The 24,708-nt window shown below is 38.1% G+C and carries 20 protein-coding genes; 2 read left to right on the forward strand and 18 right to left on the reverse strand.

Annotation, left to right across the window (positions count from 1 at the left end; all coding sequences use genetic code 11):
- Nucleotides 1–16 precede the first annotated feature (16 nt).
- The 6 genes from AC07WY_RS06380 to AC07WY_RS06405 form a co-directional block, all read right to left on the reverse strand.
- Nucleotides 17–532, reverse strand: a complete 516-nt coding sequence (locus AC07WY_RS06380; protein WP_494735985.1) for a Csu type fimbrial protein — start codon at nucleotides 530–532, stop codon at nucleotides 17–19.
- A gap of 11 nt (nucleotides 533–543) precedes the next feature.
- The gene (locus AC07WY_RS06385; RefSeq protein ID WP_209827154.1) at nucleotides 544–1,098 is read right to left on the reverse strand and encodes a spore coat protein U domain-containing protein; all 555 of its coding nucleotides are present in this window, start codon (nucleotides 1,096–1,098) and stop codon (nucleotides 544–546) included.
- A 60-nt stretch (nucleotides 1,099–1,158) separates the two neighbouring features.
- Complete coding sequence (locus AC07WY_RS06390; protein ID WP_096734693.1) at nucleotides 1,159–1,695, reverse strand: Csu type fimbrial protein; 537 nt, start codon at nucleotides 1,693–1,695, stop codon at nucleotides 1,159–1,161.
- A gap of 915 nt (nucleotides 1,696–2,610) precedes the next feature.
- Nucleotides 2,611–2,946, reverse strand: a complete 336-nt coding sequence (locus AC07WY_RS06395; RefSeq protein WP_262086475.1) for a hypothetical protein — start codon at nucleotides 2,944–2,946, stop codon at nucleotides 2,611–2,613.
- A 538-nt stretch (nucleotides 2,947–3,484) separates the two neighbouring features.
- Nucleotides 3,485–5,320: a DUF1302 domain-containing protein gene (locus AC07WY_RS06400; RefSeq protein WP_494735986.1), complete on the reverse strand. Its 1,836-nt coding sequence runs from the start codon at nucleotides 5,318–5,320 to the stop codon at nucleotides 3,485–3,487.
- Between the two features lie 196 nt (nucleotides 5,321–5,516).
- Nucleotides 5,517–6,107 (reverse strand): RBBP9/YdeN family alpha/beta hydrolase, encoded by a 591-nt coding sequence (locus tag AC07WY_RS06405; protein ID WP_494735987.1) that lies wholly within the window; start codon nucleotides 6,105–6,107, stop codon nucleotides 5,517–5,519.
- A gap of 646 nt (nucleotides 6,108–6,753) precedes the next feature.
- Here AC07WY_RS06405 and AC07WY_RS06410 point away from each other — a divergent pair.
- On the forward strand, nucleotides 6,754–7,785 hold the full coding sequence (locus AC07WY_RS06410; protein WP_494735988.1) for an AraC family transcriptional regulator: 1,032 nt from the start codon (nucleotides 6,754–6,756) through the stop codon (nucleotides 7,783–7,785).
- Nucleotides 7,786–7,914: 129 nt separating this feature from the next.
- Here AC07WY_RS06410 and AC07WY_RS06415 read toward each other — a convergent pair whose 3' ends face one another.
- The 8 genes from AC07WY_RS06415 to AC07WY_RS06450 all read right to left on the reverse strand — a co-directional run bounded on the left by AC07WY_RS06415 (nucleotide 7,915) and on the right by AC07WY_RS06450 (nucleotide 15,881).
- Nucleotides 7,915–8,925, reverse strand: a complete 1,011-nt coding sequence (locus tag AC07WY_RS06415; protein ID WP_494735989.1) for a YeiH family protein — start codon at nucleotides 8,923–8,925, stop codon at nucleotides 7,915–7,917.
- Nucleotides 8,918–9,247, reverse strand: a complete 330-nt coding sequence (locus tag AC07WY_RS06420; protein ID WP_262086480.1) for a Rieske (2Fe-2S) protein — start codon at nucleotides 9,245–9,247, stop codon at nucleotides 8,918–8,920. The genes AC07WY_RS06415 and AC07WY_RS06420 overlap by 8 nt, the downstream gene beginning before the upstream one ends.
- Nucleotides 9,244–9,897 carry a DsbA family oxidoreductase gene (locus AC07WY_RS06425; RefSeq protein ID WP_494735990.1) on the reverse strand — a complete coding sequence of 218 codons (654 nt, stop codon included), beginning with the start codon at nucleotides 9,895–9,897 and terminating at the stop codon, nucleotides 9,244–9,246. The genes AC07WY_RS06420 and AC07WY_RS06425 overlap by 4 nt, the downstream gene beginning before the upstream one ends.
- A complete protein-coding gene (locus tag AC07WY_RS06430; RefSeq protein WP_494735991.1) occupies nucleotides 9,897–11,240 on the reverse strand; it encodes an MFS transporter in 1,344 nt (447 codons plus the stop codon). Before AC07WY_RS06430 ends, AC07WY_RS06425 begins: the two co-directional genes overlap by 1 nt.
- 117 nt (nucleotides 11,241–11,357) lie before the next feature.
- Nucleotides 11,358–12,410, reverse strand: coding sequence for a beta-keto acid cleavage family enzyme (locus AC07WY_RS06435; protein WP_494735992.1), 1,053 nt, complete (start codon nucleotides 12,408–12,410; stop codon nucleotides 11,358–11,360).
- A gap of 58 nt (nucleotides 12,411–12,468) precedes the next feature.
- Nucleotides 12,469–13,317, reverse strand: a complete 849-nt coding sequence (locus AC07WY_RS06440) for a TauD/TfdA dioxygenase family protein (RefSeq protein WP_034611521.1) — start codon at nucleotides 13,315–13,317, stop codon at nucleotides 12,469–12,471.
- Nucleotides 13,318–13,328: 11 nt separating this feature from the next.
- Nucleotides 13,329–14,315, reverse strand: coding sequence for a quinone oxidoreductase family protein (locus AC07WY_RS06445; RefSeq protein WP_494735993.1), 987 nt, complete (start codon nucleotides 14,313–14,315; stop codon nucleotides 13,329–13,331).
- Nucleotides 14,316–14,537: 222 nt separating this feature from the next.
- Nucleotides 14,538–15,881 carry a putative bifunctional diguanylate cyclase/phosphodiesterase gene (locus AC07WY_RS06450; protein ID WP_494735994.1) on the reverse strand — a complete coding sequence of 448 codons (1,344 nt, stop codon included), beginning with the start codon at nucleotides 15,879–15,881 and terminating at the stop codon, nucleotides 14,538–14,540.
- 985 nt (nucleotides 15,882–16,866) lie between these two features.
- Here AC07WY_RS06450 and AC07WY_RS06455 point away from each other — a divergent pair.
- On the forward strand, nucleotides 16,867–19,050 hold the full coding sequence (locus AC07WY_RS06455) for a solute carrier family 23 protein (protein WP_494735995.1): 2,184 nt from the start codon (nucleotides 16,867–16,869) through the stop codon (nucleotides 19,048–19,050).
- A gap of 294 nt (nucleotides 19,051–19,344) precedes the next feature.
- On the opposite strand, the gene AC07WY_RS06460 is transcribed toward AC07WY_RS06455, so the two are convergent.
- From AC07WY_RS06460 to AC07WY_RS06475, 4 genes are all read right to left on the reverse strand, one after another.
- Nucleotides 19,345–20,313, reverse strand: coding sequence for an esterase/lipase family protein (locus AC07WY_RS06460; protein WP_419336776.1), 969 nt, complete (start codon nucleotides 20,311–20,313; stop codon nucleotides 19,345–19,347).
- A gap of 968 nt (nucleotides 20,314–21,281) precedes the next feature.
- Nucleotides 21,282–22,097 carry a phosphonoacetaldehyde hydrolase gene (gene phnX / locus AC07WY_RS06465; RefSeq protein WP_494735996.1) on the reverse strand — a complete coding sequence of 272 codons (816 nt, stop codon included), beginning with the start codon at nucleotides 22,095–22,097 and terminating at the stop codon, nucleotides 21,282–21,284.
- Nucleotides 22,098–22,291: 194 nt separating this feature from the next.
- Entirely contained in the window at nucleotides 22,292–23,425 is a 1,134-nt protein-coding gene (phnW, locus tag AC07WY_RS06470) for a 2-aminoethylphosphonate--pyruvate transaminase (protein WP_494735997.1), read from the reverse strand.
- Nucleotides 23,426–23,481: 56 nt separating this feature from the next.
- Complete coding sequence (locus AC07WY_RS06475) at nucleotides 23,482–24,636, reverse strand: TIGR03364 family FAD-dependent oxidoreductase (RefSeq protein WP_494735998.1); 1,155 nt, start codon at nucleotides 24,634–24,636, stop codon at nucleotides 23,482–23,484.
- Between the last annotated feature and the right edge of the window lie 72 nt (nucleotides 24,637–24,708).

The raw sequence follows: 24,708 nt of genomic DNA on the forward strand, positions 1-24,708 counted from the left end.
ATTTAAGCTCATAGAATCACCATGTAATCGTAATTGCGACCGTGTCTTTATACAGGCCTGCTGATCGTGGTTGATTGTTATTATTCAAGTCTGCAACGCCGTAAACTGCAAAACCCAGTACGGTATTCAAAGTAGTGGTTGGTGTCAGTGAGTAAGTACTGCCACTGGCATATTCACCTTGCAAACTACTGTCCTGATAAAGCTGATAAGGTACAAACTCATTCTGCTGGGCATGTTTCATCCGTCGAAAGTTATTTGAAAAGTGATCACCACCATTCAACATCACCTTTACCGGTAGCCGTGCAGTACACTGAATATTCCAGCTTTGCGCAGTATTGATGACGGATCCTTTTAATTGCCCCTGTGCCACAACAGCATGACGACCAAAATCAAGTAACTGTTCGACATTGCTGAGTTTGCACCCATTTTCAATGGTCGCCTGCACTTTAAAACTTGCCGAAGTTACAGGATCAACAGCAAACCCACTTTGAACAATCGAAATCAGCAGAACACTTAAACCTATTTTTTTCATGATTTTGTTCTTTAAAATTCAATGGTAATTGGAATAGTGTCGGTATATTGTCCAAGCGAGACTGACCGACCATTATTAACAGTTTGACCCATGAGATTAAGCGTTTGCGGCTGACCATTATTGGTCAAAGTAATGATTTGATTAGGCCTTAACGCTTCCCGAGCAGTTCCATATAAGATGTTGTAGGCAAGGAAATCTGTGCCATTACTGATTGCACGAAAATAATTTGCGCCAAAAGGTGCTGGTACCTTGCTGTCATGTTGCCCCGCACCAAAGGTAACTTTTATTGGGGCATTGCCAGGGCATTGAATGGTCAAACCTGATGTAGAACCCTGACTTAAACTGGTCTCTATCACCTGATTAAATGCAGCTGTGGTTTCTCCGAAATCCAGCTGTCCAAAATTCAAGCCATTTGTTCCGTTATTCACGGTCTCATTGTTGATCTTGCAGGATGGCTCTAGTTCAAGTTGAATATTTAACTTAGCGCCCAACTGCCCAGCACTGGTGAGTGACGATACAATGCTACAAAGTAGCAATCCAACGCATTGTTTAAGTAACAGGTGCATACGTTCCTCCTAAAAACAGGCCTGTTCAACAACAAACCTGTTCACTGTTACGTATACTGATTAGAAATTAACAGTCACCAATAAAGTGTCTGTATAATCACCCTGTGCTTTTGCAGTGCCGTTGTTTGCAGCAATTGCACCAAAGATTGGAACTTCTTGAGCTACACCTGCCGCAGCAGTGAAAGTCTGAGCTGTATTAATGACATATGGATTAGTACGTGCTGCATCACGGTAGACGTTATAATTCACAGTATCCGCAGCAGTCGTATTTTTAAGGCTACGATCAGCACGTACACCACCATCAATTGCAACAGTAAAGTCAACAGGGTTTGCACCGTCACATTCCACAGCAAGATGACCACCTGTCGCTGAAGAAGCAACTTGTCCAGTCAAAACGTTTGACCACTGACCAGAAGTTTTACCGAAATCTAATGTACCAAATTGGTTCATATTTCCAGTAACAGTAGAACCCTCAACAGTACAACCCGTTGAAACATTCAGCTTGACATCAACTTGACCAGTAACAGCGGCTTGTGTAGTCGCGATATAACCTGTGCTTAACAATGCAGTTAGTGTTAGTTTTGTAAAAATATTCATATTAATTCCCATGATTTGTATTATTCGTTAACTTTTACACGAGAAGTGTGAAAGTTTTTACATAATCACATGTGATGAATAAGTGTTCAACAAATCAACGAATAACCAACACAAAACCACTATAATTAATTGTATTTATTTAAATTTTTATTGGAAATGTAGAATTAAATTAATAATATATTTAAAACACTAAAAAATACATTTCACTTGATAATTTAACAAAGAAAAAAATGGAATTAACTTAATTTTCGTTTAAATAACATCAAACTAAATATGCCAATCTAATGACTAAAAACTTCGCTTAGGCAATATCGTATTTTATCTTGATCAAGCTCCATAAAAACAAAATTAAACCCTATATTTCAAAATTTTACTTGATAAAATTTATGTTCCATAGATTAAACTAAACTCAATATGACAAAGATAAACTTAAATATTTTTTATTCTTTATAAAATTACAATTTTTTAAAATGTTTTATCGACTCATCTAAATTTTAAATTTTGCCTAAAAAATTTAGAATCGCCTTTTATATTTAATTATTCACTTCATAATTTTTTATAGATCTCATTTCAATCAATTAATCTAAGATATGATGATTAATTCATAAACTCTAATTTTAAATAAACTCGTGATAACAACGTAACCATGATCAATACCCCAAATTAATCTTTTACAATCATTGCTCACAATGGCTTTGTATTGGTAGATTAATCACCATGAGGCTGTAAACTAGTGGAGAGGACTTTATTAAAAATATGATTTAATCAATAAAAATTAACACTTAGCAGTTATTTTATCCATTTATAAAAAATAAAAAAAATCCCATTCGTTCTGGGGTGAAGAATGGGATACGTTATGACACTTTAACATGTCGACCGAAAATCGTGAATCTCTGTATACAGTTTGGATCATGACTAAATATGAAAAGTATTTCCGCTTGGTTTAAGAACATCTCGTTCTTTAACTCTTAAACAAATGCATTGATCAAATGTAGCAATTGCATCACGAATAAATTCAGCTTCCATTTTATCTACATGCAAATGGCTTTCTTTATGAACTTCTTCAAACAATGCTTTTAAATCGTACTGATCATCACTTAAGCATGTCATCTTAAAATTACTCAATTCAGCGTCAATATCTAAACGTATTAATTCGATAAAATGCTGACGTGAAGCATAGCTATTTTCACTATAAAAAAAATGAGTGCTTTCATCTATGCTTTTATGAAACACCATTTCATAAATTTTCATTATTTATTTATATCCAACATTCATATTTCTATCATTCAATCTATCTGTAAGGAACTTTTATGCTATATCCAGATAATGTGCTTTTTTTATCACTACTTATTCCATTTTGCAAACTTACACATCATCTTTATTCACAATTAAATACATAATTCACAAAAAAAATACTTTAAAAATAAATATTTAAATTTAAATAATTTTTAAAAACCAACTTTTAAATAGAATGCAAATATTATAATTTAATACATATTTCATGTAATTTATCACCAAACAATAGATGCAATTTTTGGTCAATTGAACAGGTCATATTTATAGTGATAATAAAGCCTATGCCCTTCAATATCCTTAGCAGCTCCAATAACATCAATATTGATAAGATTGAATAATTTAATACCATAAACAACAGAAAAGTCATTTTTTTGCCAAAGCTGTATAAACATTTTATGTATAAATAAATTAAATATTTATTATGAAAGATGTGTTTTATGTTGGATGCCAAGCGTTCCAATAAACATGGCATCCTATTTCCAATTTCTAAATGTTAAAAATTAGCTTTTAATACCAACGAAGCAAAATCTCGGTCATCGAGTGTACTAAAATCATTCGAGCCAAAAAAATTGGTATATGCAAGTTCAGCTGTATACTTTTGCTGATAACTCACTGAAATAGTGGCTGCAATACTCATTTGACCTTCTTGAAAGTTTTGGCTAAATCCAGCTATATCATGGCGAAAAATTACACTTGGTGTGATGACAGTCGCAGGTAAAATATCTTGATAACTTAAAGCCCCTCGTAAACGATAGCCATATGACCATTGCGTAAAAAAACCATCACGATTACAAAAGCGCTCATTCATACGATCAATCACATCATTTGCAAGGTGTGCGGTGCCATAAGGCGTACATTTATATTCACCTGTTTCAGGATTATAAGCACCAGATGAAAGCTCACTCCGTCCAAATGCACCGACCCGTCCAAAACGATGATTACCAATATCTGCAATATGATTCACTGCAAACTCTGCCGCCCAATTCAATGCGTTTGCACCCAAGATATTGTTTAAACGATCACTCGCACCCAGTGAAAATTGGGTTACAGGCGTTCTTACATAACCTTGTAGATATTGCCCAAATTCAGCCGCAACTCCTGGTGGTGTAAGGGGCGTATCTTTGTCTAAAACTTGGGCATAGACAATATCTGTTCCATTTAATTGCAAGGGCTGATTAGGTTTATGCGTTAATTCGCTAAAAACAGCAGTTGTCCCTACTTTTCCTGCTAGGCTTAATCCATACATTTTAATATTTTCTGGATAAATTGAAAAAAATCGAGCTGTATTAAAATATGCAGGCCCTGATGCAGTTACCGCTGTACCATCAAAATTGGCATTGCGACTGTGATAGTTCGCAAAATATGCGCCAAGCTCAGCATTATTCCAACGAGGTAAAGTTTGCTTTAAAGCAAAACCATATTGCCCACTATTCTTGGCATATCGACTTTCTGCACGCGGAATATAGGTCTGTGCATTTAAAGCACTTTCAGATAACTTATCCCCTGGTGTAACGGTCAAAATAATCGGGCCACAATTTTCTGGAACAAAGTCAGAAATCGCAAAAAACGTCCCACACCCGTCCACCACAGAAGGTCTAAACTTAAACTGATAAAAACCGTCCAGTTTTAGATTTGGCGTTATTCCAACCTCAAATGAAAACATTTCGACAGGAATTATTCGCTCTTTTGCCTCTCCTCCCGGCCGATTGATTGCAGCATAATCCAATGCACTGACTGAATTTATACCATTTTGGAAAAACTGCGATTTCCCCCAATTTAAAGTATGTTTGCCTAATTTTAGACTGGCATTTTGACCATTTTCTAAAGCAAAATTTTTCCAGATATAGGCATCCCAAAGATCAATGCCCTTAAATTTGGCTAATCTAGGCCACGCAGAATCATCAAAGGCTCTTAAATCTCCACGACCAGTTTCATAAGCATGGTCATACCAATATTTAGTGCTGAGTACTGCCCCCTGTTGTTGTCCTTTTAAACGAAATTCAGTCAACCCTTTTATAATTTGGGAAATATTATCGTTTTGACTAAAGTTCACATGGCCGTCGTCGCCATTCACATCAACGCTTAAACCGTCCTTTCCGATATGATTTGCATCAGGTTTATACACCAACTGATTTGAAGCATCTTGAGTACTCCAATTTGCACCTAGGCTGAGCATGGTACTGGTTTCAAATTTCCAATCCTCATTGATCTCAACACTTGTTGCGGACACTTTTGAAATACTTAAGCACAGCACTAAACAGACACTCAGCTTTTGAGTGAAAATAATCGTGTGTTTTGCATTATTGCTACATCTCACATTTTGCATCATTCGATCTCCATATCGATATGATTTAATTCGATTTAACTCCATAAATAGCCATATTGACTATTTTGAAATATGCATGATTTTTTAATTGTTTAATCTGTTATGAATACTGCTAACCAATGAGCAATGCTGTCTTAAAACGGCGGGTAAATTGAACCAAGTCAGTTCTCAATAAATTCCGCTATATAAAGTCTAAGCACTAAGCGATACATATCGAATCATCCACTTGGTCTAATTGTTGAATAAATTGTTCAGCTTGTGCCCAATACCCATATCCAGCAGCAGGATTAAGATGCCCCACTTCACCTAAACTCACCAATTGACTGCCCCATGTTTTTGCCATAGTCCTAACAGCCTCGTAACTGGCTAAATGGTCATTTGTACTTGCGACCACAATGCTTGGAAAAGGCAAAATCTTGTCAGGTAAAGGATCCCATCCTTGCTGTTTTAGCATTGCAGAACTTGGATAGTTTTCAGGCCATTTGGCCGATAAATCGGGTGGTGTCACCAACAAAGCCCCTTGAATATTCTGTTGATACAGAGCTGCCCAGTGAGCGGTCATTAATACCCCTGCGCTATGGGCAACTAAAATCACAGGACCATCAATTTCTTCAAGTTGCGCTTGGATCGCTTTAACTCTTTTTATGCAGTTGAGTTTATCTGTTTCTAATGCTGGGACAGAGCGTACCTTAACCAGCCTTTGCTCCAATAAGGTTTGCCAATGTTCAGCAACATGGTCACGTAAACCAGGAACAATTAAAACGGTTGCCTTTGTCTGTATTTTTTCCATTGATCTACCTTTAATTTTGAGTGAATGAATGAAGATGAATTCTATAAATTGCTTATTCACAATACGGTTTAGTTGATTTTGGTGATATACATTTGATGACAACCTCTTTTCATTTGATGACAAATAACTGCTCCAATACAGCATTCGAGCATGTATCAAAAAAACACATAAGAAATTGATTTAATTATTTTATTTTAAATTTCACTGATTTTTCATTAAAGTTTTGAATATGATTGATGAAATGAGTGCGATTGCTTTAACCAATGCCAACTTTAATAATGGGGCCGTGTTTCAGAAAGGATCCGTTGAAACCATAAAAAAGTGAACTACGAGGGAATTAAAATGAATCAAATTTGGAGAATAGCTGTGCCATTGGCATGTCTTTTCACAGCCAACTTACTCTTATATGACTGTTGTTTACTCCATAAAGTGCAGTCCTTTTAAAACACTCTTCTTTGTTAAACAAATTTGATACTCTATTTCTATGGTCTCAAGGTGTAATGAATTGAGATACTTCTTAAGAAATTTTGATAAAATTATTGAGATTAGACATACGCAAAAACTTTTTATAAATGCGTATTGGTAAAGTCTTCAAACAATGATGTATTGACCAGGATGGTTAATAAAAAAACAAGGAGAAAGTAAATTGGTTCCTCTTGCACATACAGCGGTACTCAAAAATTATCTGGATGTAAGCCGACAATTAGACCTTAATCCATACCATTTATTATCTGATGCTGGAATTTATTCTGCTCAATTAAATGATTCAAAACAACGCATTTCCGTCGACAAAGTCATGACACTATTAGAGCAATCTGCTCACATCAGTGGTTGTGAAGTGTTTGGTCTACATATGGCCGAACAACGTCAAATTGCTGATTTTGGTGAGCTAAGCTTATTATTAAGCTATCAACAGACGTTACGTGATGCCTTAAAAACAATTGTAAGATACCGAAATATCATCAATAACGCACTTGAAATATATATCGAGGAAGTTGGCAAAACGGTGATTATTCGGGTAGAAGTGATTTCTGCTTCAGCAAAGTATAGCCGTCAAGCAATTGAATTGGCTTTGGGGATTACCCATCGTTTTTGTGCTGCATTATTAGCTCAAAAATGGCACCCATTAAGTATTCATTTTACCCACGATGCACCAAAAGACTTAACAGTGCATCAACGTGTCTTTGGAAGTTCACTTGAATTCGGTAGCGAGTTTAATGGTATTGTCTGCTCATCATCAGAACTTGATAAAATTAATCCTCAAGCAAATACAGCAATGGCAAACCATGCACAGCGCTATCTCGATATTGACATCTTACAAAAAGACAATGAGTCATCACTTATTTTTGATATCCGTAAAAGTATCTATCTGCTTTTACCGATGGGACGTGCCACAATTGATCAAGTCGCGCAGACCCATGAAGTCAATGTCAGAACGCTGCAACGGCGTCTGGAAGCTGCACATACAAATTTTAGTGAATTAATGAATGATGTCCGCAGAAATTTGGTATTTCGCTATTTAAAAAATATCAATTATTCACTGGCACAAGTTTCAGATATTCTCGGTTACTCTATGCCGAGCTCTTTTACGCGATGGTTTATTGGTCAATTTGGTATAACACCCAATGCTTGGCGTACCCACAATAAGGCTGAGATCATTGATGAACATACGATATAAATTCAATCACGGTACGACTAACTTGGTATTAACATCAAAACAAAAATAAGAAAAGCCACTTAAAACAAAAGTTTTGCGGAGACCCTTTAAGGTTGTACTTTGCAAAACTTTTATTAAATCAAAGCCCGACTAAAATAACCAATGCATCAGGCTGAGTACTAACAATACCAGAAAAACGCTTTCTCCAATCATCAGCAGAATCGGTTTAATGCCCACCGCCGCTAACTCTTTTAATTGTGTTTTCATTCCTAGCGCACTAATCGAAATAATCAGACACCAACGAGATAATTCATTCATTCCAGTTTGAACAACTGTAGGTACCCATCCAGTACTATTTATACAAGCAAGAATTAAAAATCCTACTGCAAACCAGGGCAATAATGGCGGTCTTTTACCCGTAGAGGTTACGCCTTGCATACGGGTAATCATGGCTGCACAGATGATGACAGGTAAAAGCATCGCAACTCGCATCAATTTCACCACTGTTGCAGTATCGCCTGTTTCTGTAGACATGCTATAACCTGCCCCCACCACTTGGGCGACATCATGGATGGTTGCACCTAAAAAAATCCCTGCATGTTGTGGAGTCAATTCCAACCATCGCGCAATCATGGGATAAACAATCATTGCTAAAGTTGAAAGTGCAGATACTCCAATGACGGTGAATAAAGTTGCTTTTTCTTTTTGTGGATGACTGGGTAAAGCCGCAGACAAGGCCAATGCTGCGGAAGCCCCGCAGATCGCTGTCGCGCCGCCAGTCAGCATACCGAAAAATTTATTAAACCCGAGCACTTTTGCTGCGATGACTGAAGCAAGAATGGTAATGACAACTAATGAAATGACCAAAGCAACGGGCTGCCAACCTAGCGCAGTCATTTGCTCAAGGGTAATTCGCATTCCGAGTAAGGCGATCCCAAAACGCAGTACTTCTCGCGCAGTAAATTCGATACCCGCTTTACACTTTCCTTCTGTTGCAAGAAAGTTCACACCCATCCCGAGCAACAAAGCGAATAACATCACTGGCGCACCATAATGCTCAGATAAAAAGCAGGCCGCAGCGGCAACCACAGTACTGACAATAAATCCGGGCATAAGCGCACTTAGCCGTGGCTGCCAAGCCATAGAATCTAATTTACTCATCTAGCGCTGCTCCACAATCCAAACCAATAAAAACATTTTCGCCAATCACTTCTACTGGGTATGATTGAACTTGTAGCTGTGTTGAATTGAGTAAATAACCATTTGCCAAGTCAAAACGTAAACCATGTGCGCAACATTGAATTACCTTGCCTTCTAATTTCCCATTGAGTAATGAAGCACCCTGATGTGGGCAACTGTCATTAATCGCATAAAATTGTTCGGCAATATTAAATAAAATTAGGGATCGGTCACCAATCATCAAAAAGGATCGATTGCCTAAAGTTGGGATTTTTTCTTGAGGAACTTGAAAACGCAAGCTCATACCATTTGTCCTTGTGCTTGAAGGGTATCCAGCATTGCTTGATAAAGTGCGCCTGCAGGTTGCGCTCCTGCCATTGCAAAACTTCCATCAAAAACAAAATACGGTACTCCTTTACCCCCTGTATCTGCTGAGATAAAAGGAACAAATGGTTTTGCTAAAATACCTTCAACCACCTCATCCGCAAAACCGCAATACATGGCTATTTTCTGCAATGTTGAGAACTCGCCTATATTTTCCGAATGATAAAAATAGGCTGTGAATAGCGCATCTAAAAATCGCTCACTTTGATCTGAATGATATACTTTTGAAATATTTGCAAAAATATGATGTGCCATAGCTGTGTTTGGCATACGGCGAATTCGATCAAAATCAATATCGACATTGACCGCTTTGGCGGCTTGACGAACTTGAGTTTGGCGCATTCGAACCGCTGTTGAACTGCCTAATCTTTGTAAATAAAAGGCATCAAAAGGAACACCCACCAGCGGAATATGGGGTAAAAGCTGTACACCACGCCACTGGATATTGACCACAACATCTGGATCACTTTGTTTTAATTTTTGAATCGCAGTCTGTAAATGACGTTTTCCAATCAAACACCAAGGACAGATAAAATCAAAAAAAACTTCAATATTCATTTTACGCGTCATTACTGATTACCCATATTGCATGACTGTGCTTGTACTGTTTGACCTTGTCGTGCTGCTTGTGCATTAAATTTTTTAATATCATGGGCATAATGGCGTTTTGCATAGAAGAATACGGCAGCAGCCACAACACTCATCAGAGGCATCAATTGAAAAGCTTGGTGTAAACCAATCACGTCAGATAGCTTTCCAATCACTAAAGGTCCTAAAGCCAAGCCGAGAAAATTATTCGCCAAAGTTAATGTTGCAAATGCTGTGCTATGTACAGAATGATGTGTCAGGTTGGCAACCATTGCGCTGGATGGTCCATTGGTACCCAATGCAATAAACATCCCAATACAAATCATGATCAATTGAGCATTTCCAACAGACATGGCAAAAGCGATGGATAGCAACACACAACCGATCAAACAAAATGCAATCGCCAAACTGACTTTTCGGTCTGGTCGATCTCGTCCTAAACGATCACATAACATCCCACATAAAATCGTACCAACTGCACTACTGAGTACCACCATTGCCGCGACCAACCCCGCTTTATCTGTCCCCAATCCGTAATATCGATTGAGATAACTGGGAAGCCAAACGATGACCGTGCCACCCACAAACAATTGCAAACCACTGCCAATATAAGTGGCGATCACAGACCGACTTGAATAAATCGATCGTAAAGGACTTTCCGATCTATCCTGTTTCTGTTGGGTCTTAATTTTGCCTTGAACGGTTCCTATCTTGTTTTCTTTAACCACAATAGGATATAAAAATGCCAGAATCAGCCCAAAGACGGCCATTCCACCAAATGCCCAACGCCAGCCAAAATGTTCAGCCATAACACCGCCTAAAGCCATGCCTAAGAATGAGCCAAACACACCACCAGCCATAAAAGCACTTGCTAAAGTTGCACGCATATCACGAGGAAAAACCGATACAACAACAGCAATCCCGACACTGCCATAAGCAGCTTCGCCAACACCCACCATAAATCGGGCAATAAACATATGTTGATAACTTTCAGCAATTGCACAGCCTAAGGTTGCCATACTCCACAACACAGCCATCAAAGTTAAGCTTTTTACTTTGCCAAAACGATCTGCCAAGATCGACAAAGGTAAAGTTAATAAACCCACCATCAAGGCCACAATCCCACTTAATAATCCAAGTTGGCTGTCTGTCAAAGCCCATTCACTTTTGATCAGTGGGAATACTGCATTTAAGACTTGCCGTGACATATAGTCAGAAATCAACAAACCAAATGTCAGTGCAAAAACCAACCATGCATATTTACGTGGAATGCCAACCGAAGTATCTACACCGTCCGCAGGACTTGAATATTGATGCGCATCCATACGTTCTCCTTGTGTTTTTATAATTTCTCATTCATTTTTTGATGACTACGCGACTTCACAGTAACGTAATCATCTTTTTCTTACTGTTTGAATCAAAAATCCTTTTGGCTCAAAACATTATTTACGCTGTGGAACACCCTTTTGACCTGCTTTACGATTGGGCGCCATACCATTTTCCAACAAAGTTTCTTCAATCGTGTCGTATTGCACGCCAATACGATAAATTTCACGTGCTTCTTTACCTGATGCGACTTCACGACCTAATTCATGGGCAATACGCACGGTCTGTTGAATTTGCTGTACTGAAGAAAAACGCTGACCTTGATGATCGATAATGGTGTCTTCATTTCCGACACGTGCATGTAAGCCCATAGCCATTGACATGGTGTTAAACGGCAAAACATTTTTAAGTAAAGACTCTGAAGTTAAAGTACAACCATCAGGTACGCGATGAATAAAGTTAAAGAAGTTAAAAGGATTTGGCCCATCAAAACCACCACCAATTCCAATCCAGGTTAGATTCACCGGACCTTTATACAGCCCTTTACGCACCATACGTTCCAGCGTTTCTAAACCATGCATCCCAGTTAATTGGAAATGCGGTTGAATGCCATTTTGAGTTAAACGCTTTAAATGCTCTGCAACCCACGCTGGACCTGCGGGTACTGTCATTTCTGCATAAGCTGCCTGAATTGCTGGATGTGCCAAAGAAGTGCCTTCTAAATATTCAGGATAGAGCAACTCCATAATATTCATTTGAGTGGTATTGATCGCCACGGTTACTTGGTCTGGTTTTGGCATTAATTCGGCCAACATATGACGCGTATCATCGCTTAACCAAATTGCAGCTTCACCTTCACTTTCTGGGGCAAAAGAAATTGATCCACCCACTTGAATGATCATATCAGGCACCGCTTCGCGCACACCAGCAATGAGTTCATTAAACTTAGACAGACGTTTCGAACCTTTCCCATCCAGCTCTCGAACATGCAAATGGAGGACTGAAGCACCTGCTTCATAGCACTCTACCGCTTTTTGAATTTGCTCTTGCATGGTCACTGGGATATCTTCAGGAAAATCCTCAGGCATCCATTCAGGTCCATAAGGCGCTACCGTAATCACCACTTTGTCCATGTTTTCAGGGTGCAATGAATCATCAAAGAATTGCATAAACATCTCCATATGTATTTTAAAATTAGGGTTTAGATAAAATCGTTAACTGCTACGTTTAATAAGTTGCATCACCAATAATGCCTGCCCGTTCCATTTTTCGATGACATGGTGGATAGTCCATTACGGCATAATGTTGTGTACTGCGGTTGTCCCAAATTGCGATACTATTCGGTTTCCAACTCCAACGAACTTGGTACTCAGGAATATAAGCTTGGGTAATTAAATAACGTAGTAAATCGGTTGCACCGGGGTTGGCATCTTGTCCAAAACGGACGTGTTCTTTGGTATGGTAATTACTAAAATGAGTGGTAAAGGCGTTGACATAAAGAATCTTCTCACCTGTCTCAGGATGCGTACGTACCACAGGATGTTCTGCATCGGGGAACTGTTCTTTTAATGCCAAACGTTTTTCAATCGGCATCATTGCGCCAAAACTGGCTTCAATACTGTGATAGGCACGTAAATTTGCAATTTTTGTTTTGATTTCTACGGGTAGGTTTTCATAGGCCATCACCATATTGGTCCACATGGTATCTCCACCCACTGTCGGACATTCAATACAACGTAGTACACAACCCATTGGCGGAACTTTGCGCCAGCTTGCATCGCTGTGCCAAGCATTTTCATAACGATCAATTGGACTCTCTGGGCTTTTATAAATTTGTACCAGCCCAGGATGCTCTGGATGACTTCCAACGGCAGGATGGCTTTCTAGTTGTCCAAAGCGCTCAGCAAATGCTACATGTTCAGCTCGGCTTAGGTTTTGATCTCTTAAAAATAAAACCCGATGCTTTAACAAATTCTGACGAATTTCAGTAAATAGCCCATCATCGTCAATGGCATCTGCCAGATTGACGCCCAATAATTCTGCACCGATATTGCAACTTAATTGTTCAACTTGCATAAGACATCCCTTCAAATGACAAAAATTGATGATCCCGTGGTTTTACGTGCTTCTAGATCACGGTGAGCTTGAACTGCATCCTTGAGTTCATAGCGTTGATTGATTTCAATTTTGATGCGCCCATGTCGGACATGATCAAATAGCTCATTGGCAAGTTCTTGTTTTTCTATAGGATCAGCAATGAAATCTGCCAGTGCTGGACGGGTCATATAAAGAGAACCTTTCATCGCCAACAAGACGGGATTAAATTCTGGAATGGCACCTGAAGCAGTCCCTACACAAACCAATAAGCCACGGCGTTTTAACGAATCAAGCGATGCCATAAACGTATCTTTACCAACACTATCAAAGACCACATTTACACCAACCCCATCGGTTAATTCTCGTACTCGTTCGGCAACATTTTCATAACTATAATTAATGACATAGTCACAGCCATGTGCACGGGCAATTTGCGCTTTTTCTTCTGAAGAGGTTGTACCAATCACAGTTAAACCGAGTAACTTTGCCCATTGAGAAACAATCAAGCCCACACCACCAGCGGCGGCATGTAATAAAATGCTGTCCCCTTTTTTAAAGTCATAAATACGACGCATTAAATAAGCCGAGGTTAAACCCCGCATGGTCATTGCTGCGGCTGTTTCACAAGAGATTTCTTCAGGTAATTTGATTAATACATCAGCCGAGATTAAACGTGCAGTGCTATAAGCACCTAAAGTATTTAAAAAACCGGTATAAGTGACTCGATCACCCACTTGAATATGATCTACACCCTCACCCACGGCTTCGACTACACCAGACGCTTCTACGCCCATACCGTTTGGCAGCGGAATTTTATATGTGCCATCGCGAAAATAAGTGTCAGCATAATTTAATCCAACTGCCACATGACGCAGACGCACTTGCCCTGCCACTGGTTCACCAACGTCGATGTCTTCATATTGCAAAACTTCTGGTGTACCTGTTTCATAAAATCGTATTGCTTTATTCAATGCCATTTGCCTATCCATGCCGTATTTTTATCAATATTTAAAAATCATGATTAAAACTACAACACAGCAGATGCAGCTCACTTTACATAAGACGACACTGACTTAGCATTTTACGACATGCTTGTAGTTAAAATTGTAAGCTAGTTTAGTAAGGCTCTGTTTTTGAATTATTTTATGGAGTTGAATATTTTTTATGGTTTATCTTGAGTGGATTTTTTATCCCAAATTTTAATGATTTTTCTCAGCTACTTTGCTCATAAAATCTGTTAAAGGCATTGGACATCCCCATAGGTAGCCTTGAAATTCAGTACAACCATTTTCTTGAAAGCGATTAAATTGCTCAGCGGTCTCAATCCCCTCTGCTAAAACACGCAGGTTTAAATCAAGGCCTATTTTAACAATCCCATATACCAATTTATTACACCGTTCATCATCTAAAGCCGCTTGCACAAAACTCTGATCAATTTTGATTTGGCTAATCGGCATTTTCTGCAAATAGCTTAATGATGAATAACCTGTACCAAAATCATCTAAAGCAAGCTGAATGCCATTTTTATCCAGAAAGCCCATTTTTTCTATAACACTTTCAATATTATTTAACGCAACCCTTTCAGTTATTTCTAATATGAGTTGGGATGGAAGCACTGCATTTCTCTCCACCATAGAGGTCACGATTTGCTCAAAATTCTCTTGCATAAAATGATCAGCACTTATATTGACTGAAAGTGTAAGATCTTTTGTAGATTCATTTTTACGCCAGTCTTGTAATACCTTGCTTGCTTGAATCAGTATCCAATCTCCAATTTTAGGCATTAATTCCAAAGTTTCCGCTACAGGAATAAAATCTTTTGCTGGGATATAACCAAGTGTCGGGTGACACCAGCGTAACAAAATTTCAGCGCCTATAATTTTTTCACAAGAATTGACTTGAGGTTGATAAAAAAGTTCAAACTGCTGTTTTGAAAGTGCCAAGCGGAGATCCTGCACCAGCTTATTTTCTATCTGCAATTCCAATTGCATCACAAAAATTGAGATACAAATCATTAAGGTAGCAACAGATATTGCAATCCAACCACCATAAGCTCGAATGCTTTCAGCTAAAGGTATTGCTCCATCTAAAGTAAACGCACTCCCGCTAAAAAAGATAAAAGCGGCAATGGATAAGATAATTAAAATCAGTTGTAACGCATTGGGATCTCTTCGATAATTCAAATATCCCAATATGGCTCCTGCTGGAAGAAATAAATGCGCAACTCTGGGGTGATCTATTGTAGCGACATCAAATATTAAGCAAAAAACCACAGGAAAAACAAAGAGTACAATTTGTGAAACCAATATACCCGCTGAAATCCGATGGATATAAATCAAAAATAAGCTGAAGATCGACATTGTTGTAAAAAAAATATCAATACAAACAATGAACCACATCTCAGCAAAGCTAAAATATATTGTCCAAAATAGGCAAAATGCGATACAGATAACAATGTTTGCTTTAGCTGCAATCGTTATTTGTTGGTTTTTTATGGCGTTGAAATGTTTGTTTTGGTTTTTTAAATAGGATAAAACGACCATAAATACCCTCATTACAAATATTTATTGATCAAGTATTCGCATTGTTTTATACACAATTTCAGAATCACATCAATAAACACTAAGCGATTAAAAATACTTATAATTTATAAATATCTGACTTGTTAATATGCTTGATTAGCTTTAAAAAACGAATGTCGTCTTCAATTTAGTCCCTTAAATAATTATCCATCTAGTAATCCATCCATTTATATTTTTTGACATTTATAGGGCAAAAGTTTTCAAAATCAACGTTGCGAATAATATTAAAAATAGTCAAGAAGGTAAAAAGTATTTTTTTAATGAAATTGTATCAGCTCCTGCACTCTACTAAGCGAGTTGTACTCAATAGACCCTTTTAGTTGAAAGCCATCTGAAATACAAATGAAATATAACATGTTTTTTCACATGATATAGCACCAACAGATGAGTAGATAAAGTAAATATCTCTACAAGCACTGTGTAGTTAAAACACCACAATACTCATTTTTACTCACTCAAATAAGCAACTAAATTCACGTGAAAAAACATATTTTCTAAAATATTTCACAAACCCTACAAAATCCAATATAAAAACAATAAAAGTTTTACATCTGAATAAATTTTTTCAAAAAGATATCACAACTCACAAGTAAAACTTACCTATTAGAAAACAAATACATCACCATTCCTTATTGCTCAAGCCATAAGTTATACAGACTTCATCAGCACTTTTTAGCCCAAAACCTAAAAATCAAATTAAAATTAACGTATTAAAATACTTATAATTTAATCAAATTGTTAGAATAAATATTTAAGAATTTCTTTAATATTCAGAAAAATTTATCATTTGTAAATCTGATATAGAGTTTCTTTCATAATCTGTTGTCATTTGGTCTTTATTAAAGTTTACCGACACATTCTCATCTAACTTAGGCAGTTTGGTGTACAGCATGAAATAGGCTGTATCCAGATGCATATCAAACTTATAAATTTGCCGAGAATATTTATGCAACAGGAATTGGTTCCCAGAAGAAAGTTTTATACAAATGATTTGCTCTCAGGTTTAGTTGTTTTTTTAGTCGCTCTACCGCTCTGTTTAGGTATAGCTAGTGCCTCAGGTGCACCCTTGATTTCCGGTATTATTGCGGGTGTCATTGGTGGAATCGTTATCGGTTATTTGAGTGGTTCTCATATCAGTGTGTCAGGCCCCGCTGCTGGGCTTACCGCTATTGTTTTAACACAGCTAGATAAGCTTGAAGGCAACTATCAAGCTTTTTTATTTTGTTTGGTTTTAGCGGGTCTCATCCAATTATTTTTCGGGTTATTTCGGTTGGGAACCTATTCAAATTTTATCCCAACCAATGTGATTATGGGGCTTCTTGTTGCCATCGGGTTAATCTTGATTATCAATCAACTTCCTCTGCTCTTTGGGATTAAAACCGAAATTTTTCAACAACGTTGGTCCGAAGGGACAGGCCTATTACAGCATCTTGATTATGGTGCGGCAATCATTGGTATCTCTAGTGTATTCATTATTTTATTGTGGGATAAAACACCTTTAAAGAAAATGGTTGTACCCTCTGCACTTATTGCGGTTATTTTTGCTGGACTCTTAAACTATTTTTTTATCAGTACCAATTCCAGCCTCGCGGTCAGCACTGAACATCTGGTTAATCTTCCCAATATCTTTTCAGGTGTTGAATCAATTATCAGCTTTCCTGATTTCACTCAATGGAATAATCCTATTATTTATACAGGCGCTATCACACTGGCGATCGTCGCCTCGCTTGAAACCCTATTAAATCTAGAAGCCGCGGACAAAATGGATCCGCAAAAGCGCGCCTCTCCGCCAAACAAAGAATTGGTTGCTCAGGGTATCGGAAATACCATGTCTGGTTTAATTGGAGGTATGCCGATTACCTCAGTAATTGTTCGAAGTTCAGTCAATGCAGCAAGTGGTGCAAAGACTAAATTCTCTGCAATTTTTCACGGTATTTTATTGATTATTGCGGTTTTATTCCTGACACCATTAATCAATGTTGTTCCATTATCTTCCCTTGCCGCTATTTTAATTTTAACTGGCGTAAAATTAGCCAGCCCTTCACTTTTTAAACGGATCTATGGTCAAGGATGGAAGCAATTTTTACCCTTCATTGTAACAGTTGTTGCAATTATCGCGACGGATCTACTTATCGGTATTATGTTAGGGCTGTTGATTAGCTTTATCATTGTATTAAAAAACAATTTATTCCGTGGTGTTCGTATCATCCACGAAGCACATTTGCATGGAAATATTACCCGTATTGAACTGGCACCCAATATTAGCTTTTTAAATCGTTCCGCATTAGTTTCTGCCTTAGAGAAAATAGTCAGTGGTGATACTGTAGTGATCGATGCGTCGAATACCTATTATATTGATCCTGATGTATATCAAGTGATTAAAGATTTTAGGGATGAAACAGCTGCAGAAAATGGCATCGATGTAAAACTAATTGGCTTTAAAATACATTATCCTGAAATTAAAGAAGAAGAACTGGATATTGACGTCAGTACTCAGGAAATTCAGCGACAACTTACGCCTGCACAAGTGTTTCAGCTACTCAAAGAGGGCAATCAGCGGTTCGTTAACCATGAACGGATTTATCATAATATTGCTCGTCAAATTCAAGTCACTGCACAATCTGGACAGCATCCATTTGCAGCCGTTCTAGGCTGTATGGATTCACGTGCACCAACAGAACGGATTTTTGATGTCGGTATTGGTGACTTATTTAGTCTACGCATTGCTGGAAATATTGCAGGCGAAAAAGTATTGGGTTCTTTAGAGTTCGCCTGTAAGAGTAAGGGTTCCAAATTAATTTTAGTATTGGGCCATACAGATTGTGGTGCAGTGACAGCAGCTTGTCAGATGTATGAACAAAAAAAGGATATTACTCAACTCAACGAAACCCCACATGTACAATACTTTCTTAAACCGATTATGCAGGCGGCAGAAAATGTGCATAAAGAAATGACCGATTACCAACTCACCAGTAATTTCATTCAGGCGGTGACCATTGCAAATGTACAAAATAATATTGCCTATATCTTAAGAAATAGCCCAGTACTGAAAAAGATGGTTGAAGAAGGTGAAATTGGCATTGCAGGTGGTATTTATGATGTAAAAACAGGAAAGGTGGATTTTTTATAAAGTCTATATCTGCATGATTTCGTTATGATCTGTATAAGGATATCAGCATAAAACTGGTCTTAAAGACAAGTGTAATGATCGACATGGATGTCATCTTCCCCTTTTACAAAGATCTCTAATAAATCTTTATCAGCTTTCTATTCATAGATAAAAAAAATCTAAATTTTTAGAAAAGATTAAACCTAAAGCCAATCATTGTGTTCTAAACAAAAGAAGCCTGAATATTCAGACTCCCTCATGATGCGCTGAGTGTTAGTTTTGAAAATATTAGGGTCTATTGCTTATAATATTGCCTTATAACCCTTCAAGTTTTAGACGATTGACCTGTTGACGATAAAGTGACACAGGATCTGGTCCAAACCATGCTTTTAACCCTAAAATCTGATTAATTTCATCTAGGTGTGTTTGATTATAGTCATCTCGAATCACCTGTCCGAAATGTGCATTGCAACGGTTAACCAAACCATCATTGTCATTATTTTTATAAGATCTCGGTGCCATGGTAGAAATGGCAACGTCAATGACATCAAGTAGATTAGTTGCTTGAGCTTTACCTGTCCACGAGTAATGATAAACCCCATTATTGGTAATCTTTTGACCATTGCCACAATCAGATGGGATTGCCGCAGTTGGGAATCTTGCATTGAATTCTGCTGAACCCTTTTCACTTAATGATTTCAATGAGCGATCCAGACTAATTGGCAAATCAGGATTGCCTTGTAGGAGTAGTTCCACTGGCGCAACGATATACTGTCCTAGAACGGTAAATAAAAATTTCTCACTAGGATTATCCAACATATCATCCCCCACTTTGGATCCTTTAAACGTTCCAGCAACAGCAGTGAGAGAGGCGACTTTTTCAGGTGCAATGGCTTCTATATAACGAATGGTTGGTCCACCATGACTATGACCGATCAAATTAACTTTTGACTTTCCTGAGAGTGCCAAAACTTCATCTACTTGTTGTAGCAACTGCTCGCCACGAACTTCGGTGGATTCTAGTGGAGAAACCTGTGTCGCATAAACCGTCGCACCATTACGTGCCAAATCGGGAAGAACCTGATAAAAATAATCCATCCCAAAAGCTGTAGGACCGAGTCGAGTAAAACCAAACATCCCATGATTAAATACGACTGGGTATTTAGTTTTTGCATAATCAGAAGCCACATAGTTGCTGCTAACACTCTGTAAACCAGAAGCAAAAACTGGCATAGCCAATGTGGCCAAAACCACAATACTAGCGGTGAGTAAAGTCTGTTTCATATATTTCCCTGCTATCTTGATTTCTTTTCTTTAGAAATCAGCATAATTCACGTTATAAATCCTCTATAACCATGCATTTTTTGTTTTTTTGCATAGTGCTCCTCATAAATAAAGCTGTCATCTAAAAGCCTTATTTACTCAATCCTATTTACCCTCCTTGGTCATGGATATATTCAAAGTTCTACAAGCACATTTATTCTGGTTGATTGCATAAATGAAGTGACTGCATTTGTTTGGTTAAATCACGCAGCGTCCTTATATCTTGTAGTTTTGGCAGTTGTTGAATTTCTTCTTTTCGGCCTTTCTAAAAGCACATTAAATTATTTTTCCAGTTTTTAGCTTGTTCAATAGCTGAATGACTTTCATGATCTATCACGTTTATTCACTTAACTGTGTAAATTTTGTAAGTCGCTTACTTGTCTAATTAGATCGCTAGCCTCTTCACCCAGAAGGAATAGGTTTTGTAGTGGTCTTAAATTAAAAGAAGCTCATTGATAATATTTAAAATATTCCTCAATCATATTACGGGGCGTTGATGACTTTGTTGTTTTGGATATGAAAAGAACGAAAAGTAACCCATCAGTTCATTTTACTGAAAATGCTGAGATACAACTTTAGAGATGCTGTGTGAAGCCAAGAAAATCGTCCCGTTGCTAAATACCACCTAAACAGATACATGTGAATAGTCATCATTATTTGTAGGGCAACTTACATGACAAAATTTTTGAATGGAAGCTATTAGGCAACATAGCTTGTATAAAAATAATTTTGGAAAACCGTACTCGCTTCCTTATAAAATCGATTTAACTCATAGCTTGGTCTACCACAAACAACCAAGCAAACACTCAAGTTAATTAAACAATTTCTCATGGATTCATCATTTTCATGCAGCATGAGGAAATTAAAAAAAGAATTGATATTTCAGCTCTAAAAAAATACCAGTCATAAAGACTGGTATTCATCATCTATTAAGGCTTTTCACCATTTGCTAAACGCTGTTCGATCGCATCCAATACCGCAGGTAAGTCAGCAATACTATCAATCACATAATGTGCACCTGAAGCATTCATTTTTGCGTATGCTTTTTCTTTTAAACCTAGTTGTTCAGACGCTGATAGTGCAGACCACTCTTCGAAGCTTAGCCCCACTTCATTACCACTGACGGCCAAACCCACAGTCCAACAACCACCGTTTAAACCTTCTTCGATGCCGACCACTGTGTCATCCACTTTCACCACATTTTTAACATCTAACACATCAAGTTCAATTAAGTTTTTCCACAACATTTCAGGATATGGACGACCATGTTTCACATCACTGGCTGTAATAGTACAGTCAGGCACATAACCTTGATCAGCTACATCTTGCACCAATTGACCAATCATCATCGAAGCATAACCAGTATTACTGCCAATTTTTGCACCACGGGCACGAATGTCAGCAAATGCCTCTAATGCCCCCGGAATTAATTTTGAGCAATTTGGGATACTCTTCAATTGGTATGGAATAAAGTCCTGATATAAACGGTCAATATCCGCCACAGTCACTTCTGCACCATGTGCCTGTTTCCACGCACCTGCAACACGTGGCATTTTCAAAACTGCCGCAATGTGATCGCGTTTTTCCAAACCCATTGGCGCACGTGCTTCTTCAATTGAAATTTCAACTTTATTATCTGAAAATAAGGCCATAAATGCCAAAATTGGTGCACGTGAACCAAAATCTACTGTTGTACCAGCCCAATCAAAAACCACGGCTTGTAATCCTGAATTTGAAGTGTTCATAAGTTTGTCCTATTCATTTCTCAAAGTTAAAAATAGCTGTCTTGCGTAAGTTAAGTTTTGCGTAATATTTAATTTCAAATGGAAGCGCCCGCTCCTTTCAAAGGAGAGAGCTAGGGAGAGGATTTATAATCTCCCCCATCCAAACCTCCTTCCTGAGCCATAAATGGCGCAAAAAATGAAGTTGTGAATTCCAATCAAATTCGATAGTGCTCAATCGCTGTTAAAAGCCGTTCAATATCATCTAAATAAACCTCTCCGATATTGCCGATACGGAAGCAATTTAAGTCGGTGACTTTGCCCGGATAGATTACAAACCCTGCTTGTTTCAGATTTTCATACAAGGCTTGGAAGCTAAAATCGGCTTCATTTGGATATAAAAATGTAGTGATAATTGGAGATTGTGGTGCATCTTGATCTAAGACCATTTCAAAACCAAGCGCTTGCATACCTGCGGCTAAACGTTGTTGATTATTGAAATAACGCTGATAACGTACGGTTACTCCGCCTTCTTGTTCTAATTCTAAAAGTGCTTGATAAAAAGCACGCACCACATGAGTGGGCGAAGTAAAACGCCATTTACCATTATGCTGTTCCATGGTGTTCCATTGGTCATATAGGTCTAAACTGACTGAACGAGCCAAACCTTTGCACGCTTGTAATTGCTCACGTTTTGCCAAAATAAAACCAAAGCCAGGTACGCCTTGGATGCATTTATTGGCACTTGAAATCAAGAAATCAATTTCGAGCTCTGCAATGTCCATTGGCACGCCACCAAAAGAACTCATCGCATCGACAATCCACACTTTGTTTTTGGCTTTGACAATGCGTCCAATCGCTTGAATTGGGTTTAATAAACCAGTAGTGGTTTCGCAATGCACACATGACACATGAGTGATGCTGTCATCTTCAAGTGCTTTTTCGATATCAGCCAGTTGAGGGACTTGCATTTCAGGGTAGCGTAATTCCACCACGTCAATTTTCAAACACCGAGCCATTTGCACCATGCGTGCACCATATGCCCCGTTATTGATAATTAAAATTTTACCATCCTTTGGAATCGCCGAACCTAACACGGCTTCTACAGAGAAACTCCCACTGCCTTGCATCAACACAGCACTATATTGTTCAGGTTTTGCAGTTGCCAACGCCACCAAACGACTGCGGATCTCCTGAACCAATGCGTTATATTCTTTGTCCCAAGTACACCAATCACGTTGCATCACACGACGCACACTTTTCGAGGTAGACAATGGTCCCGGTGTCAACAGTAAGTATTTATTTTCAACATCGTGTTCAATTGTGTTTGCAAGTTCAATTTGTGCGTTCATTTCGCCTAACCTTTGTTCAATTTCATACAGTATAAACAAATCTGGTTTAAACCAGATTACAGAATATAATTTTCTAACATTTCTTTCATAAATCCTGCGCCTGTGGTCATGCCTTTGCCTGCAATCGCACTGACAAGGAAAATATTGGTTTCAGCTTCCATCACACATGCCAATTCCGTAGGATGAGTCAGGTAATAACCATTCCAACGAGATTCAATTTCAGGTAGTTCTAAGCCAATATTTTCTTTGCAATATTGCAAAATGAATTGGTTAATTTCTTCACGTTGATTAAATTGTGGTATGTCTTCAATCGGATAATATTCATGGCTATCACCCAAAATAATTTGTCCGAATTCATTTTGTTTAATCAGGATATGAATACCGTATTTTTCAACTAAACCGATTTGTGATTCATTGCGTAAATCTTGATGACTAGGGCAAATCTCAAAAGCGGGATAACGAGAAATCGACAATCCTGAATAAATCGAAGCCTTGAGATTAACTTTTAGCGGTTTGGTTAATGCCATTTGTAAAGTACAACGTAATAAACCTTTTTGTTGTAAGAGCTCGGGGTACAACGATTGTGTCTCTTCACCATGACAAATCATGACTTTATTTGCGGTAAATGTTTGACCTAATGCCAAGCGAATGTGCGCCAAGCCTTGGTTAAATTGCGTCAGTACCACAGAGGCATTGCAATGAATTTGTACACCAAGTTTTTCGGCATATTGCAACAAACGCAGTCCCACCAAATGTGGCTCAACTGAATAATCTTCATGAAACACCATACCGCCACGTAGCGCAGTTTCTGGGTTCAAATAAGCATATTGATCAAACAGTTGCTGCTTAGACAATAGACTTACAGGAATCTGATAATCAGCTGCAGCTTGAGCAAACTCGTTTAATACTTGCCATTCAAGTTCAGTATTCGCAAGATACAAGCCGTTTCGCTGTTGAAATGAAATATCGGTTTGTGCCTGAATCCGTTGATAAAATTCACGGGTTGCCAAAGCATATTCACGCCATTTCGCATCAGGACGGCTTAGCGTCGAAGTCCCAACCATGCCAAAATTACGGCGAGTCGCACCTATAGGTTGTGCATGTTTTTCAAAGACTTGTACCTTTAAACCTTGCTCTGCCGCTTGGATCGCAGCCGATAATCCTAAAATGCCTGCACCGACAATAATTAAGTCAAATTGTGCTGTATTCATTGTCTTTTCCACCTTATCTACCTTTTTTAGGATGCGAAATCCCAAGCGCCTAAAAGAAAGCGTTCAATTCAA

The sequence above is a fragment of the Acinetobacter sp. GW821-FHT01C12 genome (assembly GCF_059422625.1).

Excerpts from the sequence above, each read along its gene's own strand:
- AC07WY_RS06385 (WP_209827154.1), bottom strand. The coding sequence starts at position 1,098 with ATGCACCTGTTACTTAAACAATGCGTTGGATTGCTACTTTGTAGCATT.
- AC07WY_RS06455 (WP_494735995.1), top strand. The coding sequence starts at position 16,867 with ATGCAACAGGAATTGGTTCCCAGAAGAAAGTTTTATACAAATGATTTG.
- AC07WY_RS06405 (WP_494735987.1), bottom strand. The coding sequence starts at position 6,107 with ATGGAAAAAATACAGACAAAGGCAACCGTTTTAATTGTTCCTGGTTTA.
- AC07WY_RS06425 (WP_494735990.1), bottom strand. The coding sequence starts at position 9,897 with ATGACGCGTAAAATGAATATTGAAGTTTTTTTTGATTTTATCTGTCCT.
- AC07WY_RS06395 (WP_262086475.1), bottom strand. The coding sequence starts at position 2,946 with ATGAAAATTTATGAAATGGTGTTTCATAAAAGCATAGATGAAAGCACT.
- AC07WY_RS06420 (WP_262086480.1), bottom strand. The coding sequence starts at position 9,247 with ATGAGCTTGCGTTTTCAAGTTCCTCAAGAAAAAATCCCAACTTTAGGC.
- AC07WY_RS06445 (WP_494735993.1), bottom strand. The coding sequence starts at position 14,315 with ATGGCATTGAATAAAGCAATACGATTTTATGAAACAGGTACACCAGAA.
- phnX (WP_494735996.1), bottom strand. The coding sequence starts at position 22,097 with ATGAACACTTCAAATTCAGGATTACAAGCCGTGGTTTTTGATTGGGCT.
- AC07WY_RS06435 (WP_494735992.1), bottom strand. The coding sequence starts at position 12,410 with ATGCAATTCTTTGATGATTCATTGCACCCTGAAAACATGGACAAAGTG.
- phnW (WP_494735997.1), bottom strand. The coding sequence starts at position 23,425 with ATGAACGCACAAATTGAACTTGCAAACACAATTGAACACGATGTTGAA.
- AC07WY_RS06475 (WP_494735998.1), bottom strand. The coding sequence starts at position 24,636 with ATGAATACAGCACAATTTGACTTAATTATTGTCGGTGCAGGCATTTTA.
- AC07WY_RS06415 (WP_494735989.1), bottom strand. The coding sequence starts at position 8,925 with ATGAGTAAATTAGATTCTATGGCTTGGCAGCCACGGCTAAGTGCGCTT.
- AC07WY_RS06460 (WP_419336776.1), bottom strand. The coding sequence starts at position 20,313 with ATGAAACAGACTTTACTCACCGCTAGTATTGTGGTTTTGGCCACATTG.
- AC07WY_RS06400 (WP_494735986.1), bottom strand. The coding sequence starts at position 5,320 with ATGATGCAAAATGTGAGATGTAGCAATAATGCAAAACACACGATTATT.
- AC07WY_RS06390 (WP_096734693.1), bottom strand. The coding sequence starts at position 1,695 with ATGAATATTTTTACAAAACTAACACTAACTGCATTGTTAAGCACAGGT.
- AC07WY_RS06440 (WP_034611521.1), bottom strand. The coding sequence starts at position 13,317 with ATGCAAGTTGAACAATTAAGTTGCAATATCGGTGCAGAATTATTGGGC.
- AC07WY_RS06380 (WP_494735985.1), bottom strand. The coding sequence starts at position 532 with ATGAAAAAAATAGGTTTAAGTGTTCTGCTGATTTCGATTGTTCAAAGT.
- AC07WY_RS06450 (WP_494735994.1), bottom strand. The coding sequence starts at position 15,881 with ATGGTCGTTTTATCCTATTTAAAAAACCAAAACAAACATTTCAACGCC.
- AC07WY_RS06430 (WP_494735991.1), bottom strand. The coding sequence starts at position 11,240 with ATGGATGCGCATCAATATTCAAGTCCTGCGGACGGTGTAGATACTTCG.